This window comes from Micromonospora sp. NPDC047730, assembly GCF_043204765.1.
In the GTDB taxonomy this organism is placed as follows: Bacteria; Actinomycetota; Actinomycetes; order Mycobacteriales; family Micromonosporaceae; genus Micromonospora.
Map to the genome: position 1 here is coordinate 254,043 of NZ_JBIDCU010000010.1, position 14,912 is coordinate 268,954.

Annotated in this window: 12 protein-coding genes; 9 read left to right on the top strand and 3 right to left on the bottom strand. The window is 70.8% G+C overall.

Going from position 1 to position 14,912, the window contains the following annotated elements; genetic code table 11:
- Window positions 1–58: 58 nt before the first annotated feature.
- The 3 genes from ACGF5G_RS23285 to ACGF5G_RS23295 all read right to left on the bottom strand — a co-directional run bounded on the left by ACGF5G_RS23285 (window position 59) and on the right by ACGF5G_RS23295 (window position 3,114).
- The gene (locus ACGF5G_RS23285; RefSeq protein WP_393266018.1) at window positions 59–1,078 is read right to left on the bottom strand and encodes a cysteine synthase family protein; all 1,020 of its coding nucleotides are present in this window, start codon (window positions 1,076–1,078) and stop codon (window positions 59–61) included.
- A gap of 321 nt (window positions 1,079–1,399) precedes the next feature.
- Window positions 1,400–2,095 (bottom strand): ABC transporter permease, encoded by a 696-nt coding sequence (locus ACGF5G_RS23290; protein ID WP_393266020.1) that lies wholly within the window; start codon window positions 2,093–2,095, stop codon window positions 1,400–1,402.
- A 50-nt stretch (window positions 2,096–2,145) separates the two neighbouring features.
- A complete protein-coding gene (locus tag ACGF5G_RS23295) occupies window positions 2,146–3,114 on the bottom strand; it encodes an ATP-binding cassette domain-containing protein (RefSeq protein WP_393266022.1) in 969 nt (322 codons plus the stop codon).
- Window positions 3,115–3,253: 139 nt separating this feature from the next.
- Between ACGF5G_RS23295 and ACGF5G_RS23300 the strand changes: the two genes are divergently transcribed.
- The 9 genes from ACGF5G_RS23300 to ACGF5G_RS23340 all read left to right on the top strand — a co-directional run.
- Window positions 3,254–4,504 (top strand): sensor histidine kinase, encoded by a 1,251-nt coding sequence (locus ACGF5G_RS23300; protein ID WP_393266024.1) that lies wholly within the window; start codon window positions 3,254–3,256, stop codon window positions 4,502–4,504.
- 11 nt (window positions 4,505–4,515) lie between these two features.
- Entirely contained in the window at window positions 4,516–5,166 is a 651-nt protein-coding gene (locus ACGF5G_RS23305) for a response regulator (RefSeq protein ID WP_393266027.1), read from the top strand.
- A 145-nt stretch (window positions 5,167–5,311) separates the two neighbouring features.
- Window positions 5,312–6,025, top strand: coding sequence for a thioesterase II family protein (locus tag ACGF5G_RS23310; protein WP_393266029.1), 714 nt, complete (start codon window positions 5,312–5,314; stop codon window positions 6,023–6,025).
- A 197-nt stretch (window positions 6,026–6,222) separates the two neighbouring features.
- Complete coding sequence (locus ACGF5G_RS23315) at window positions 6,223–6,588, top strand: nuclear transport factor 2 family protein (protein WP_393266032.1); 366 nt, start codon at window positions 6,223–6,225, stop codon at window positions 6,586–6,588.
- Between the two features lie 5 nt (window positions 6,589–6,593).
- Window positions 6,594–7,748 (top strand): branched-chain amino acid aminotransferase, encoded by a 1,155-nt coding sequence (locus ACGF5G_RS23320; RefSeq protein ID WP_393266035.1) that lies wholly within the window; start codon window positions 6,594–6,596, stop codon window positions 7,746–7,748.
- A gap of 107 nt (window positions 7,749–7,855) precedes the next feature.
- Window positions 7,856–8,065, top strand: a complete 210-nt coding sequence (locus ACGF5G_RS23325; protein ID WP_350684171.1) for an MbtH family protein — start codon at window positions 7,856–7,858, stop codon at window positions 8,063–8,065.
- Between the two features lie 52 nt (window positions 8,066–8,117).
- Entirely contained in the window at window positions 8,118–9,275 is a 1,158-nt protein-coding gene (locus ACGF5G_RS23330) for a CaiB/BaiF CoA transferase family protein (RefSeq protein WP_393266037.1), read from the top strand.
- Window positions 9,272–11,173, top strand: a complete 1,902-nt coding sequence (locus ACGF5G_RS23335; protein ID WP_393266040.1) for an ABC transporter ATP-binding protein — start codon at window positions 9,272–9,274, stop codon at window positions 11,171–11,173. The genes ACGF5G_RS23330 and ACGF5G_RS23335 overlap by 4 nt, the downstream gene beginning before the upstream one ends.
- Window positions 11,151–14,912: type I polyketide synthase (locus ACGF5G_RS23340; RefSeq protein WP_393266042.1), on the top strand; the 3,762-nt coding region annotated here is incomplete at its 3' end. The genes ACGF5G_RS23335 and ACGF5G_RS23340, both read left to right, overlap by 23 nt.

The window sequence follows — 14,912 nt, forward strand, 5'->3', positions numbered from 1 at the left end:
ACCAGGCCCAGCGTGTGGGCGCGGCCAGATCGTGGTGGCGGGCGGTTGTCCGGGCCCCTCAGTAGGGCCGGGCCAAGCGCAGGCAGGCGAGTGCCTCGGCGAGTTCGGACGGGGTGTCCCCCGGTTCGGGCAGCGCGCTGCTGTAGACGGTGGCGGCGTACTTCTCGCCGCCGTCCGCGCAGATGCAGGCGATGTCGCGCAGCTCTGGATCGCTGAGGGTCGCGACCACGGCGCCGAGCACTGCGGCGCCGCCGGAGCCGCCGAGCGCGAGCCCGGTGCGTTCCCGGAGGATGCGGCACGCCCAGGCTCCGTCCAGGTCGCCGACCCTCACCTGCCTGTCCCAGTCCGCCGGGGCCAGGAACGACGACCGTACGCCGGAGCCGAAGCCGGCGAGTTTGAACGGTCGTGGGGCCGGGCCACCACCGGTCGCCGCCGAGCCGACGGCGTCCACGGCGATCACCCGGGTGCCCGGGTGCTGCTCGCGCAGGTATCGCGACACCCCGGCGAGCGTGCCGCCGGTGGAGACCGCGACGGACGCCGCGTCCAGCCCGCCGCTCAGATCACCGACCAGCTCGGGCGCCGTCCAACGGTAGTGCACGTCGGGGTTGGCGGGGCTGTGGTACTGGTCGGTCCAGACCGCCGACGGGTCCGCCCGGAGGATGTCCTGCACCTTGCTCAACCGGGCCCGCACGGCGTTGCCGCCACTGACGTCACCGATCTGTACGACGTCAGCGCCGTACGCGGCGATCCGGCGCACACTCTCCGGCGGCGCGGTGGCGTCCACGACGAGGGTGCACCGGTAGCCCCGCGCCGCGCACAGCCCGGCCAGGGCCACGCCGAGGTTGCCCGAGGAGGACTCGACGACTCGCTGCCCGGGGCTGAGGCGCCCGGTCGTCTCCAGCGTGCTGAGCAGCCCGTGCGCGGTACGGGCCTTGATCGAGCCGAACTGGTTGCCAGCTTCGATCTTCAGCCAGATGCGGCGCACCCGGCCACGCACCGGAACCTCGATGGAAACCAGCGGGGTACCACCGACCGAGCATTCTTCGTCGAAGCTGACCGGAAAATGCGAGACGACCATTTCACCGCCGTTACGGAATGCGTAGCCTGCAATGACTCCCCGCCATGTCGGAAGCGCCGGCACTCGGCGGACAGAGGTCGCCCGAGAATGCAGATCGGCGCGGCAGATCCTGGTCAGGCCACGTGGAGTGGACAATTCGGAGTCCACGCCGAAGAAGCACATGGTCACAACCTGCGACCATGCTTCGGTGGAGCCCCCGTTGGTCAATTCATGACGTGGGGGCGAGCCTAGCAAGACATAGTCGTCTGTCGCTAGCTTTGAGCGCGGCTTTGCCTTCGCGTCACGCAGACGCGAAGGCAAAGCCGGCCGGGACCACGGGGGCTATGCGTCCCGGCGGCGGAGCACGATCCAGGCGCCGAAGATCGCGACGGCCACCCAGGCGGCCATGAGGCCCAGGCCGACCCACGGGCCGAGCGAGTCCGCCGCGGGCTTGCTCTGCGTGATCAGGATGCCCGCCCGGTCGGGCATGTACTTCGCCACCGGCTCGACCTGCTCGAACGAGGCGACGAACGGCGAGACCAGGAAGAACATCGGCATCAGCACGCCCATCGCCAGCACCGCGTTGCGGAGCATGAACGTCACCGCCATCGAGAACAGCGCCAGCAGCGCGAGGTAGAGCCCGGCGCCGACGATCGCTCGGGCGACACCCGGATCGCCGAGCGACGCCGCGTTGGGCATCAGCGCCTGGGTGACGAAGAACGTCACCACGCTGGTGAACATACCCACGACGAGCATCACCGCGGTCGCCGCGGCCAGCTTGCAGGCCAGGAAGAGCCCGCGCTGCGGCACCGCGGCCAGCGAGGTGCGGATCATGCCGCTGGAGTACTCGCCGCTCACCACGATCACACCGAACGCGATCACCGCCAGCTGGCCGAAGTTCACGCCGAAGTACGCCAGCGCCGTAGCGTCGAAGTCCGGGCTCAGGCTCTCGCCCTCGCCGTAGAAGCTGCTGACCGCCGCACTGATCCCGAGCACCACGACAAACGTGGCCGCCAGGGTCCAGGCGTGGCTGCGCATGGAGCGAACCTTCGTCCACTCCGACCTGAGAACCGCCTGCGCGGACATCCTCACCTACCCTCGTCCCGGCTACTGCCGGCCAACTGCCGGGCCCGCTCGGCCAGCCGGCCGACGGGGGGCGCGGCGGAGAACTCCACCGCGTTCGCGGTCATCCGCATGAACGCCTCCTCCAGCGACGGCCGCTGCGGGCTGAGCTCCAGCAGCGGGATGGCGTCGTCGGCGGCCAGCTGTCCGACCCGCGCGGTGTGCTGCTCGTCGGTCTCGATCAGGCCGTCGGGATGCGCGACGACCTCCATGCCCTCTGCGCGCATCAACGACACGAGCCGGTCCTGCGCGGCGGAGCGGATCCGCACCACGCCCCGGGCGTTGACCTTGATGAATTCCGCCATGGTGGTGTCGGCCAGCAGCTTGCCGCGGCCGATGACAATGAGGTGGTCGGCGGTGATCGCCATCTCGCTCATCAGGTGGCTGGAGACGAAGACCGTGCGACCCTCATGGGCCAGGCCCTTCATCAGGTTGCGGATCCAGAGGATGCCCTCGGGGTCCAGGCCGTTCACCGGCTCGTCGAACATCAGGATCGGCGGGTCGCCGAGCAGCGCCACCGCGATGCCCAGACGCTGCGACATGCCGAGTGAGAACCCAGCGATGCGGCGTCCGGCCACATCGGTCAGGCCCACGATGGCCAGCACCTCATCGACCCGATGCCGGGAAATACGGTTGGTCTGCGCGATGGCGAGCAGGTGATCGTAGGCTGTCCGGGCGTCCTGCGCGTCCTTCGCGTTGAGCAGCGCACCCACGTGCCGCAGCGGCTCGGCGAGGTCGACGTAGCGCTTGCCGTCGATGCGGATGTCGCCATGACTGGGCCGGTCCAGCCCGAGGACCATCCGCATGGTGGTGGACTTCCCGGCGCCGTTGGGCCCGAGGAAACCAGTCACGTGGCCCGGGGTGACGTCGAAGGTGAGCCGGTCGACGGCCACGGTCTTGCCGTACCTCTTGCTCAGCTCACGTACCTCGATCATGTGCCTTGCCTCTCGTAGACATACCCACCATGGTCGCGAAGCGGCCCGCCGTGCGGCTCCCCCCAGGGCGGGAGATAGCTCCCGCCACGGGGTGGTTTTCGCAGGCCGGCGCCCCGGCCGGAGATGACATGATGGAGGCGTGCCCGCATTCGTGACACCGCTGTTCACGCCGATCACCTACGCCCGGTGGCTGCACATGCTGATCGCCGCCGTCTTCGCCGCCGCCTGCACGGCCGTCATTCCGGGGCTGGAGGGTTCGGCGCTGCGGACCGCCGCGTTGCTGCTGGTGGTGCCGGTCCCGGTGCTGCTGGTGGCCGGCCTGCTGCCGCGGGTGCGTGACGCGGAGCGGGCGCAGGCGCGGCTGCTGCTGTTCGGCGGCGACGCGGCCGTGCTGCCCGGCGGCGAGCCGTCGTGGTCCGCGCGTGGCCGGACCGTCGCATGGCTGCTGCTGCGCCTCGAGGTGGGGGTGGCCGTCGCCTATTTCACCGCCGCGATGCTGGAATCCGCGGTGGTGCTGCTCTCCGCCCCGCTTGGCGCCACCGAAGTGGTGCTCTTCGGGGTCTCCCTGCCGGCCGGCCGGTCGCCGCTCTGGCTGGCGCTGGTGCCGCTGCTGGCGATCGCGACGGTCTGGCCGGTGGCGCTCTCCGGCAGGCTGCTGGCAGCGGGTGCGCGGTGGCTGCTGGGCCCGTCGCCCACCGAGCGGGTGGCCGCCGCCGAGGCGCGGGCCGAGCGGCTGCTGGAGCAGAACCTGGTCGCGCGTGAGCTGCACGACGCGATCGGGCACGCGCTGGCCACCATTGTGCTCCAGGCGATGGCGGCACGTGAGGTCCGCGAACGCGACAGCGCCTTCGTCGGCGAGGCACTCGGCGCGATCGAGCGGACCGGCCGCAGCGCGATGGAGGACCTCGAGCGGGTGCTGACGCTTGTACGCGGTGACCCGGCCGCCGCCGCTCCCGCTCCCACGCTGGCCGAGCTGGGCACGCTCGTGAACGGCGCCCGCACCACCGGTGCGCGGGTCGACGCCACCGTGAACGGTCCGGTCGGCGTGCTGTCCACGGTGATCTCCCGCGAGGCGTACCGCATCGTGCAGGAGGGCCTCACCAACGCGCTGCGACACGGCGGTGCGGTGCCGGTCTCGGTATCCGTGGAGATCGCTGCCGACCGGCTGGACCTGTGCGTCGACAGCCCGCTGGGCCACCCCGGCTCGCCGCCGGCGGCCCGTCGGGCGAACGGCGCCGGGCCGCGCTCCGGTGGGCTGCGCGGCATCCGCGAGCGGGTCGTGCTGCTCGGTGGCGAGGTGCTCGCCGCCGGGCCCGTCGGCCAGCGCTGGCGGGTGCACATCCGGCTGCCTCACGCGCCGCGGGACGAGGTGGCGGCGACGACGCACTAGACTGTCGTCCCGTGGGCACCGACGTCCTTCTTGTCGACGACGAGGAGCTGGTCCGCGCCGGGTTGCGGGTCCTCATCGAGGCCAATGACGATCTGCGCGTGGTCGGCGAGGCCGCCGACGGCAACGAGGTCGTGGCGGCCGTCAAGGCGACGCGGCCGCACGTGGTGCTGCTCGACGTGCGCATGCCGGTGATGGACGGTATCCAGGCCACGGCCGAGGTGCGGCGAGCATTCGTCTCGCCGCCGCGCATCCTCATGCTCACCACGCTGGAGCAGGACGCATATGTGCACGCCGCGCTACGGGCGGGGGCACACGGCCTGCTGCTCAAACGGGCGTCGGCGAGCGAGATCGCCCACGCGATCCGGCTGGCGGCCGGCGGCTCCTCGCGGGTGGTCCCCGCAACCTACCTCCCGCCGGCTGAGCAGTCCGATCCCGCGCCCGGCGGTAACCTGACGGCGGTCGCCGCGTTGACCGCCCGCGAGCGCGAGGTGCTGCGTCTCATGGCGCAGGGGTTGTCAAACACCGAGATCGCCGCAAGACTCGTGCTGGGTCGGCAGACCGTGAAGACACATGTCAGCAGTGTGCTGGCGAAGCTCCAGGTCCGGGATCGCACCCAGGCCGTGATCGCCGCCTATGAGGCCGGGCTGGCGCCCAGGCGCTGATCGCACCAGATGCGTCACGGACCCACACGGTTCACGGAGGACGGTGTGGTGCCGCGCAGCGCCCGCCGCAGCCAACGCGGGGGAGTCCATGTCAGACAGTGCCGTACGATCACCCGGCAATGCGTGGCTGCGCCGTTACCGTCCGGTGTCGTCGCCACGGCTGCGGCTGGTCTGCCTTCCCTATGCCGGTGGCAGCGCGGCGGCCTACCGCGAGTGGGCCGCGCTGCTGCCGCACGACGTCGAGCTGCTCGCGGTGCAGTATCCCGGTCGTCAGGACCGGCTCGCCGAGCCGTGCGTCGACGACCTGCAGCGCATGGCGGATTTGGTCACCGGCGCACTGCAGGGCGAGTTCGGCTGTGACGTGGCCGTGTTCGGGCACAGCATGGGCGCCGCGATCGCCTACGAGGTCGCGCTCCGCCTGGAGATCCTGCACGGCGTGCAGGTGGCGCACGTGTTCGTGTCGGCGAACGCCGCGCCGAACCGGAGGCCCACCCGGCAGCTGCACCGCGCGCCCGACGACGAGCTCGTCGCGGAGATGAGCCGGCTCGGCGCGGCGGACGTGTGGCTGCTCGCCGACGAGGACATCCGCGAGCTGGTGCTTCCGGCGTTCCGCAGTGACCTGAGGTTGATAGAGACGTACCGGCACCGCCCGGGTGCGCTGCTCAGCGCGCCGATGACCGTCTACGCCGGTGCCGCCGACGCCGATGTCGAGGTGGACGAGGTTGCCGCCTGGTGTGAGTTCGCCGCCGGTCCGAGCGAGCTGCGGGTCTTCCCTGGCGGGCATTTTTTCCTGCATGAGGACACTGAGGATCTGGTGCGCGACGTCGTGGCGCGGCTGCGCCCGTCGGGCGCGGTGTAGGGCGATGTAAGCGATATTCGTTGCGCCAAAAGGGTTCCGGTCGGTACGGACAGCCGTTATAGTTCGACGCAGGCAATCGAAAGACTCAGATGCATCGATAAGGCCCGAGGCCCGGTGTTGTGGTGCTGCATGAAGCGGGCAGCCGAGATTCGCCCGGGCCACACCAATAGCAGGTCTTACGGGGGAGTTGTTCCTGCATGGTCATGTCGGAAGAGGCGTTGACGCGTGTCCGCCGCTATTACGAATTGGTCGACAAACGCGACGTCGCGGGCATGGTAGCGCTGTTTACGCCCGACGCAGTCTATGACCGACCTGGATACGACACGTTCAAGGGCCGTGCGGCACTCGACGAGTTCTACCGCGCGGATCGGGTGATCGCCGACGGGCGGCACACCTTGCGCGCGACGGTCTGCGACGGCACCACCATTGCGGTTCAGGGTGACTTCGAAGGCGTGCTCAAGTCGGGGGAAAACGTGCGGCTGAGGTTCGCCGACTTCTTCGAAGTCGCGCCGGACGGCTTGTTCAGCCGGCGCGACACGTACTTCTTCGCCCCCATGGTGTGATGCGCATGTCCCGTCGCGCGGATCAGTTGGACCCCGCCGGAACTGGAGCACGCACCGAGACGACGACCGACTGGAGCCGTTTCGGCGTCGCGACGTCGGAGCTGCTGAGCCCATCTGCGAGAGCCGCCCGGCTGCGGGATTCCCCGTTCGGGCAGGCGTTCACCGAGCACATGGTGACAATCCGCTGGACCGCCGACCGCGGCTGGCACCAAGCGTCCCTGCGCCCGTACGGCAGCCTGCCGCTGGACCCGGCGATGGTCGGGCTGCACTACGGCCAGGTCGTCTTCGAAGGACTCAAGGCATACCAGTCACCCGGCGGCCAGACATCGGTGTTCCGGATGGCTGACCACGCCTGTCGCCTGCGGCGCTCGGCGCGCCGGTTCAGCATGCCCGAGCTGCCGGAGTCGCTCTTCGCGGAGTCCATCGAGGAACTGGTGCGGGTCGACCGGGCCTGGGTGCCTGCCGCCGAGGGCCGGAGTCTCTACCTGCGCCCCATCCTGTATGCGGAAGACCCGCACCTCGGGCTGCGGCCGGCCACCACCTACCGCTACCTGCTGATGGCCTTCGTGACGGAGAACTTCTTCGGCGCCGCGAAGGACGGCGTGTCCGTGTGGGTCACCGACACCTACACCCGGGCCGTCCTCGGCGGCACCGGTGAGGCGAAGTGTGCGGGCAACTACGCCTCCGGTTACCTCGCACAGCAGGAGGCCACCGACCACGAGTGCCAGCAGGTCCTGTATCTGGACGCCAACGAGCGGCGCTGGGTCGAGGAGATGGGCGGCATGAACGTCTTCGTCGTCCGTGGCAGCGGCGCCGCCGCCGAAATCGTCACGCCGTCGCTCACCGGCACGATCCTGCCGGGCGTCACCCGCGACTCGCTCCTCACCCTCGCCCGCGACGCCGGGCTGCGCGCCACCGAGAGGCCCCTGGCCCTGGAGGAATGGCGTGACGGTGCCGCGCGCGGCGAGATCACGGAGGCCTTTGCCTGCGGCACCGCCGCCGGTGTGACACGCATCCGTCGCATCGTCACCGCTGACGGCGCGTGGAACGCAGGGTCCGCCGCAGACGCCCCGATCACCGAACGGTTGCGTGTCGCCCTGACGGCCGCGCAACGAGGCGACGGCCCGGACCCCCGCGGCTGGCGGCACCCCGTGCGCTGACGGTCGGTCCGCCGCCGCGACGCACCGCGACCTGACAGCTTCTTCCGCTGCACGTGACCCGTTGCGTGCCGCCTGACCCCTGACCGACGTACCCATGGGAGGAAACCGTGACGAACCCCTTCGACGACCCCGACGGCCGTTTCTACGTGTTGGTCAACGACGAAGGCCAGCACTCGCTCTGGCCCCACTTCGCCGAGGTGCCGGCGGGGTGGACGGTCGCACACGGCGAAGACAGCCGTGACGCCTGCCTCGCCTACGTCGAGGAGAACTGGACCGATCTGCGGCCGAAGAGCCTCATCGAGCAGATGGGCGGCTGACCGACCGGGCCGCGCCCATCCGCGCGGCGAAGGAGATCACAAGGGGTGCGACATGACGGTAACGTGGTCGGCGGTCGACGGGGCGCGGATCCTGGATCTCACCAGACTGCTTCCGGGCGCCTTCGCCACCATGCTGCTCGCGGATCTGGGTGCCGACGTCATCAAGGTGGAGTCGCCCGACGGGGGCGACCCGAGCCGGCGGGTCGACGCCGAAGGATTCGCCGCCATCAACCGCAACAAGCGGTCGCTTGCGCTCGATCTGCGCACCGCCGACGGTGTGGCCGCGTTCCTTCGGCTCGTGGCGACGGCCGACGCGGTGGTGGAGAGCTTTCGGCCGGGCGTACTCGACCGGATGGGCCTGGGCTACGAGCGCCTTCGCACCGTCAATCCCGGCATCGTGCTCTGTTCGCTGTCCGGCTTCGGACAGGACGGCCCGTACGCGCACCGGCCCGGCCACGACCTCAACTTCCTGGCCCTGGCCGGCTTCTTCGCCGTGCCGCACCGGGCAGGTGAGCGGGTGGACCGGGTCGGCACCCGGGTCGCCGACCTGACCGCCGCGATGTACGCCGCCCTCGCCCTCGCCGTCGCCCTGCCCGGTGCCCGAGCCACCCGCTGCGGCCAGCACATCGACGTCGCCGCGCACGAGGCCGCGTCGGCCTGGACGGCGCCCATGCTGCTGCCGTTGCGGCGCCTCGCGACACCGGCCGACAGCCCGCTGGTGATGGGCGACTACGACCTGTTCGAGACCGCCGACGGGAAGCGGCTGTCGTTGGTGCTGTTCGAGGACCGGTTCTGGCTCACCTTCCGCACGGCACTGGCACCCGAGTTTCCCGAACTCGGGACGGACGCCTACGACTCCCGCCGCGAGCGCACCCGGCACAAGGTCGCCGTGCACGCATTGCTCACCAGGGTCGTGGCGGCCCGGACGCTGGACTGGTGGAACGAACGGCTGTCGACTGTGGACGTGCCGTGGGCGCCGGTGCTCGACGACGCCGCAGCGTTCCAGGCCGACCCGCACGTACGGGCGCGCGGGCTCGTCGGCGAGGCCTCCGGCCCCGGCGGCACGACAGTGCCGCAGGTGCGGTTCCCCGTGCGGTTCGGCGCCGGCCTGGACACGTTCCGCCGCCGCGCGCCAGAACTCGGCGAGCACACCGACGACGTGCTCGCCGAGGTCCAGACCCCGGACGCCGGCGGAACCGCCGCGACATGACCAACCCGGGCATCCACTCCCTGCTTCAGGAACGCCCGGCCGCCCGCTCGCGCGTGCGGCCCGGCACCCTGCGCCGGGTCGTGCGCTACGCCGGCCCCTACCGGCGGGACCTGCTGATCCTGCTGCTGCTGGTTTCGCTGGACGCGATCGCCGTCGTGCTGGATCCGTTGCTGCTCAAGCTCATCATCGACCGCGGCATCCTGCCCCACGATGTGGGCGTGGTGCTCGGGCTCGCCGCGCTGGTCGCGGCCACCGCACTGGTCAACGGCGTCGTCAATCTCGCCCAACACTGGTTCTCCGCGCGTATCGGCCAGGGCGTCGTGTGCGACCTGCGGATCCAGGTCTTCGAGCACCTGCAGCGCATGTCGGTCGCCTTCTACACGCACAACCACACCGGCACCCTGCTCAGTCGGCTCGGCGCCGACGTGAACGGCGCGCAGCGCGCGCTCACCACCACCCTGTCGTCCGTCGTCTCCAGCGTCATCAGCATGGCGGCAGTGCTCGTCACGATGGCCTACCTCTCCTGGCAGCTGACCCTCATCATCGCGATCCTGCTGCCGACGTTCATCTACCTGCCAGCCCGCATCGTCGGCCGTCGCATGCAACATGTGACCCGGCGGCAGATGGAGGCCGACGCGGCACTCGGCGGCTTCATGGCAGAGCGGTTCAACGTGGCCGGTGCCGTGCTGTCCAAGCTATACGGCCGGCGGACCGACGACGCGGGCCGGTTCGCCGCCAACGCCAGGGACCTGCGCGACGCCGGTGTCGTCGTCTTCATGTACGGCCGGGTCTTCGCCGTCACACTGACCGTGCTCGCCGCCGTCACCACCGCGTTGGTGTACGGCTTGGGCGGCTACCAGGTGATCGACGGCGCGATCCAGCTGGGCGCGCTCGTGGCGCTCGCCGCGCTGCTCACCCGCCTCTACCGCCCGCTGGTCGGGCTCTCCAACGTGCACGCCGACGTGATGACCGCGCTGGTCAGCTTCGACCGGGTCTTCGAGGTGCTCGACCTCGCGCCACACGTCGCCGAGCGGCCGGACGCCGTGACACTGACCGACGCCGCCGGCCGGGTCGAGTTCCGCGACGTCTCCTTCGCCTACCCGGACGGCGCCGAGGGCAACCTGTCCGCGGCGACGGCGAGCGGCCCGGCCGAGGCGCCCAACCCGGTCGTGGTCCGTGACGTGTCGTTCCGAGCCGAGCCCGGCCAGATGATCGCCCTGGTCGGGCCGTCCGGCGCCGGGAAGAGCAGCCTGCTGAACCTGTTGCCCCGGCTGTACGACGTGCGGTCCGGCAGCGTCAGCGTCGACGGCCACGACGTCCGCGACCTGACGCTCGCCTCGCTCAGCGCGGCCATCGGCGTGGTCACTCAGGACTCCCACCTGTTCCACGACACCATCCGCGCCAACCTGGAGTACGCCCGGCCGGGCGTGACGGACGCCGAGATGCACGTCGCGCTGGAGGCGGCCCAGTTGACCGATCTGATGCGGCGCCTGCCCGACGGGCTCGACACCGTCGTCGGTGACCGCGGATACCGGCTCTCCGGCGGCGAGAAGCAGCGGCTCGCCCTGGCCCGGCTGCTCGTCAAGGCACCGCCCATCGTCATCCTCGACGAGGCGACCGCACACCTGGACTCCGAGTCCGAGCTGGCCGTCCAGCGCGCGTTGCAGCATGTCATGGCCGTTCGCACCTGCCTCGTCATCGCGCACCGGCTGTCCACCGTGCGCAGCGCCGACCAGATTCTCGTTCTCGAGCGCGGCCGGGTCGTCGAACAAGGCCGCCACGACGAGTTGCTGCGCCACGGCGGGCTCTACGCCCAACTCTGCGCCGTCCAGTTCGACGATGCGGTGCAACCGGCCGACACCACGGGGAGAGACGTTGTCGAGCACACCAAGCGTTGACCTGCTCGTACCGCCCCCGGGTGGTGCACCGATCGCCATCGTCGGCCTGGCCTGCCGGCTGCCGGGGGCACCCGACCCGGCCGCGTTCTGGGCCCTGCTGCGCGACGACCGGCACGCCGTCACCGAGGTGCCTCCGGGGCGCTGGCAGCCCTCCGGCCCGGACGACCCGACCCGCTGGGGCTGCTTCCTGCCCGACGTCGACGGGTTCGACGCCGGATTCTTCGGGATCTCGCCGCGCGAAGCACGCATGATGGACCCTCAGCAGCGCCTCCTGCTCGAATTGGCCTGGGAGGGCATCGAGGACACCGGCGTGCCCGCCGACCAACTGACCGGCCGCCCGGTCGGAGTCTTCATCGGTGCGATGGCCGACGACTACGCCAAACTGGTGTACGGTCACGGACCGGGCGACGACGCGCCGCACGTCCTGACCGGCCTGCACCGCAGCGTCCTGGCCAACCGCATCTCCTACCGGCTCGGCTTCTCCGGCCCCAGCCTGACCGTCGATGCCGGGCAGTCCTCCTCCCTGCTCGCCGTGCACATCGCGGCCGAGAGCCTGCGCTCTGGCGAGTGTGAGATCGCCCTGGCGGGTGGGGTCAACCTGAACCTCCTCGCCGACACCGCCCGATACACCGCCGACTTCGGCGCGCTCTCACCCGACGGGCGGTGCTACACCTTCGACGAGCGGGCCAACGGCTATGTCCGGGGCGAGGGCGCCGCACTGGTGGTTCTCAAACCGCTCGACCGGGCCGTCGCCGACGGCGACCGCGTCTACTGCGTCATCCGGGGCGGCGCGACCAACCACGACGGCGGCGGCGACCGGCTCACCGCACCGAGCCAGGCCGGCCAGGAGCAGGTGCTACGCCGCGCCTACGAGCGCGCTGGGGTCCCGCCGGAACAGGTCGGCTATGTCGAACTGCACGGCACCGGCACCCCCGTCGGCGACCCGGTCGAGGCCGCCGCGCTGGGCGCCGTCCTGGGCCGGGCCCGCCCGGCAGGTGATCCGCTGATCGTGGGCTCGGTGAAGACCAACATCGGCCATCTCGAGGGCGCCGCCGGCATCGCCGGTCTACTGAAGGTAGTGCTGGCGCTGCGGCACCGGGAACTGCCGGCCAGCCTCAACTTTCGTTCCGCCGGCCCCGCGATCCCGCTCGGCGAACTGGGGCTGCGGGTCAGCACGGAACTGGGTCCCTGGCCCGGTGCCGGTGGGCCACTGCTCGCCGGGGTCAGCGCGTTCGGCATGGGCGGCACCAACTGTCATCTGGTCCTCGCCGAGGCGCCCCGGGGCACCGACGTTGCCCCGGTGACCGGTGTCGGCCCGGTGACCGGCGTCGGCCCGGTGCCCGTGCTGGTCTCGGGCCGGTCCGCGGCGGCGGTGCGAGCCCAGGCGCTTCGGCTGGCCGACTGGTGGGAGGGGCCGGGCCGGGCCACCCCGGTGCCCGCGGTGGCGCGGGCCCTGGCGGCCTCCCGGGCCGGCCTGGAGCACCGGGCGGTGGTGGTCGGCGCCGATCGCGAGTCGATCGTCGCGGATCTGCGCTCGGTAACCGTCGAGGCTTCCGGGACCGCGCCGGGCGGGGTCGTACTCGTCTTCCCCGGCCAGGGCTGGCAGTGGGCTGGCATGGCCCGCGAGCTGATCGGGGCGTCGCCGGTCTTCGCCGACCGGCTTGCCGCGTGCGACCGTGCGCTGTCCGGCCTCGTCGACTGGTCCGTCATCGACGTCCTCGGGAGCGAGGACGACTCCTGGCTGTCGCAGGTGGACGTGCTGCAACCGCTGCTGTGGTCGGTCATGGTCTCCCTCGGGGCGGTGTGGCAGTCCTCGGGTGTCCCCGTGGCGGGCGTGGTCGGCCACTCCCAGGGCGAGGTCGCGGCGGCCTGCGTCGCCGGTGGGCTGTCGCTGGAGGACGGCGCCCGGATCGTCGTGGTCCGCTCGCGCCTGATCCGCGAGTTGGCCGGCACGGGTGGAATGCTGTCGGTCGGTCTGAGCCGGGCCGACGTCGAGCCGGAACTCCCCGACGGCGTGGAGGCAGCGGTCGTCAACAGTGCGTCCTCCACCGTGGTCGCCGGCCCGGTGCCGGTGCTGGAGGCGCTCGCTGCCCGGTGGACCGCCCGTGGGGTACGAGCGCGGCTGATTCCGGTCGACTACGCCTCCCACTCCGCCGCCGTGGACACCGTCGCCGACCGGTTGGTCGCGGAGCTGGACGGGCTGACGCCCCGGTCGTCGCGGGTTCCGCTGGTGTCCACCGCGACCGGCGAGGTGCTCGACACCGCCGGCATGGATGGCCGCTACTGGCTGCGCAACCTCCGTCACACCGTGCGGTTCGACCTCGCCATGCAGACCCTCGTCGGTCTCGGCGCCCGGGTCTTCGTCGAGGTCAGTGCCCATCCTGTGCTCGAACTCGCCATGTCCGAGTGCGTCGAGGCCGCAGGTGTACCGGGCGTCGTCGTCGCCTCGCAACGCCGCGACCGCCCGCAGTACGAGACTCTGCTCCAGGCGCTCGGCCAGGTCTGGGCCGTCGGCGTGCCGGTGGACTGGACAACCGTTCTCGGGTCCGATCGCACCCACGTCGACCTGCCCACGTACGCCTTCCAGCGCACTCGGCACTGGTTCACCGCAGAACCCACCAGCGACGGGACGGCCGACGGCGACGCCGAGATCACCGCGCAGACGAGTGACCTGGGTGAACTGACCCGCACCGTCGCCGCCCGCGTGCTCGGCCACGAACGACCCGACGACATCGACGTGGAGCGGCCGTTCAAGGACCTCGGCTTCGACTCCAGCCTCTCCCTCGAACTCTGCAGACGCCTCGGCGCGGCCGTCGGAGCCGCCCTGCCCGTATCGGTGGTCTTCAACCATCCCACCGTCACGGCGCTCGTCGCCTACCTCACCGACCGGATCGGCGGAACACCGGCGGCTGCCCCCGCTACCCCGACTGTCCTGCCGTCCCTCGAGCCCTTGGCGGTTGTGGGTATGGCGTGTCGTTTTCCCGGTGGGGTGGATTCGCCTGAGGACTTGTGGCGGGTCGTCATCGAGGGTCGCGATGTCGTTGGGGACTTTCCGGTCGACCGTGGTTGGACCGTTGACGGTTCATTCGCTCGGGTGGGTGGTTTTCTCGACGCCGCCGCGGACTTCGACGCCGAGTTGTTCGGAATTTCGCCGCGCGAAGCTCTGGCGATGGATCCGCAGCAACGGCTTCTGTTGGAAGTCTCCTGGGAGGCGCTGGAGCGGTCTGGTATAGCCCCTGACTCCTTGCGAGGCTCGCAGACGGGCGTGTTCGTCGGTGTGATGGGTCAGGAGTACGGGCCTCGGCTGGGCGAGGCCGATGCCCAGGTGGAGGGCTATGGGCTGACCGGTGGTGCGGCCAGTGTTGCCTCTGGTCGTATCGCTTATGTGTTGGGTCTTGAGGGGCCGGCGGTGTCGGTGGATACGGCGTGTTCGTCGTCTCTGGTGGCGTTGCATTTCGCGGGTCAGGGTCTGCGGGCGGGGGAGTGTGACCTGGCGTTGGTGGGTGGGGTGACGGTGATGGCGTCGCCGGGTTTGTTTGTGGAGTTTGATCGGCAGGGTGGGTTGGCGGGGGACGGTCGTTGTAAGGCGTTTTCGGCTGCTGCTGACGGTACGGGTTGGTCTGAGGGTGTCGGCGTTTTGGTGGTGCAGCGGTTAGCGGATGCGGTGCGTGATGGTCGGCGGGTGTTGGGTGTGGTGCGGGGTTCGGCGGTGAATCAGGATGGGGCGTCGAATGGTTTG

Bases quoted from the DNA above. Each gene is read 5' to 3' on its own strand.
- ACGF5G_RS23335 (WP_393266040.1), top strand. From the start codon at position 9,272: ATGACCAACCCGGGCATCCACTCCCTGCTTCAGGAACGCCCGGCCGCC.
- ACGF5G_RS23290 (WP_393266020.1), bottom strand. From the start codon at position 2,095: ATGCGCAGCCACGCCTGGACCCTGGCGGCCACGTTTGTCGTGGTGCTC.
- ACGF5G_RS23295 (WP_393266022.1), bottom strand. From the start codon at position 3,114: ATGATCGAGGTACGTGAGCTGAGCAAGAGGTACGGCAAGACCGTGGCC.
- ACGF5G_RS23320 (WP_393266035.1), top strand. From the start codon at position 6,594: ATGTCCCGTCGCGCGGATCAGTTGGACCCCGCCGGAACTGGAGCACGC.
- ACGF5G_RS23285 (WP_393266018.1), bottom strand. From the start codon at position 1,078: ATGGTCGTCTCGCATTTTCCGGTCAGCTTCGACGAAGAATGCTCGGTC.
- ACGF5G_RS23315 (WP_393266032.1), top strand. From the start codon at position 6,223: ATGGTCATGTCGGAAGAGGCGTTGACGCGTGTCCGCCGCTATTACGAA.
- ACGF5G_RS23330 (WP_393266037.1), top strand. From the start codon at position 8,118: ATGACGGTAACGTGGTCGGCGGTCGACGGGGCGCGGATCCTGGATCTC.